Raw genomic sequence first — 335 nt, 5'->3', positions numbered from 1 at the left:
AAGTTGCGGAAGTGGCGGAATTGGTAGACGCACCAGATTTAGGTTCTGGCGCCGCAAGGTGTGAGAGTTCAAGTCTCTCCTTCCGCACCATTATTTAAGTCTCTTTTATTAGAGCAATGTAGGGCTATCGCCAAGCGGTAAGGCAGCGGCTTTTGATGCCGCCATTCCCTGGTTCGAATCCAGGTAGCCCTGCCACATACAATGATATTGAGATTTTACCAATTATCTTGATATCTACAGATCAAGTTGCGGAAGTGGCGGAATTGGTAGACGCACCAGATTTAGGTTCTGGCGCCGCAAGGTGTGAGAGTTCAAGTCTCTCCTTCCGCACCATT

At 48.7% G+C, this 335-nt stretch carries 3 tRNA genes; all 3 read left to right on the top strand.

The window, feature by feature from the left end:
• Positions 1–5 precede the first annotated feature (5 nt).
• The 3 genes from IQR33_RS18905 (at position 6) to IQR33_RS18895 (ending at position 333) form a co-directional block, all read left to right on the top strand.
• A tRNA-Leu gene (locus IQR33_RS18905) sits at positions 6–90 on the top strand.
• Positions 91–120: 30 nt separating this feature from the next.
• A tRNA-Gln gene (locus IQR33_RS18900) sits at positions 121–195 on the top strand.
• A 53-nt stretch (positions 196–248) separates the two neighbouring features.
• A tRNA-Leu gene (locus IQR33_RS18895) sits at positions 249–333 on the top strand.
• The last annotated feature ends 2 nt before the right edge of the window (positions 334–335 follow it).

Source organism: Vibrio sp. OPT46, from assembly GCF_015163535.1.
Lineage (GTDB): Bacteria > Pseudomonadota > Gammaproteobacteria > Enterobacterales > Vibrionaceae > Vibrio > Vibrio alginolyticus.
This window is presented reverse-complemented; position numbering and strand designations above follow the sequence as displayed.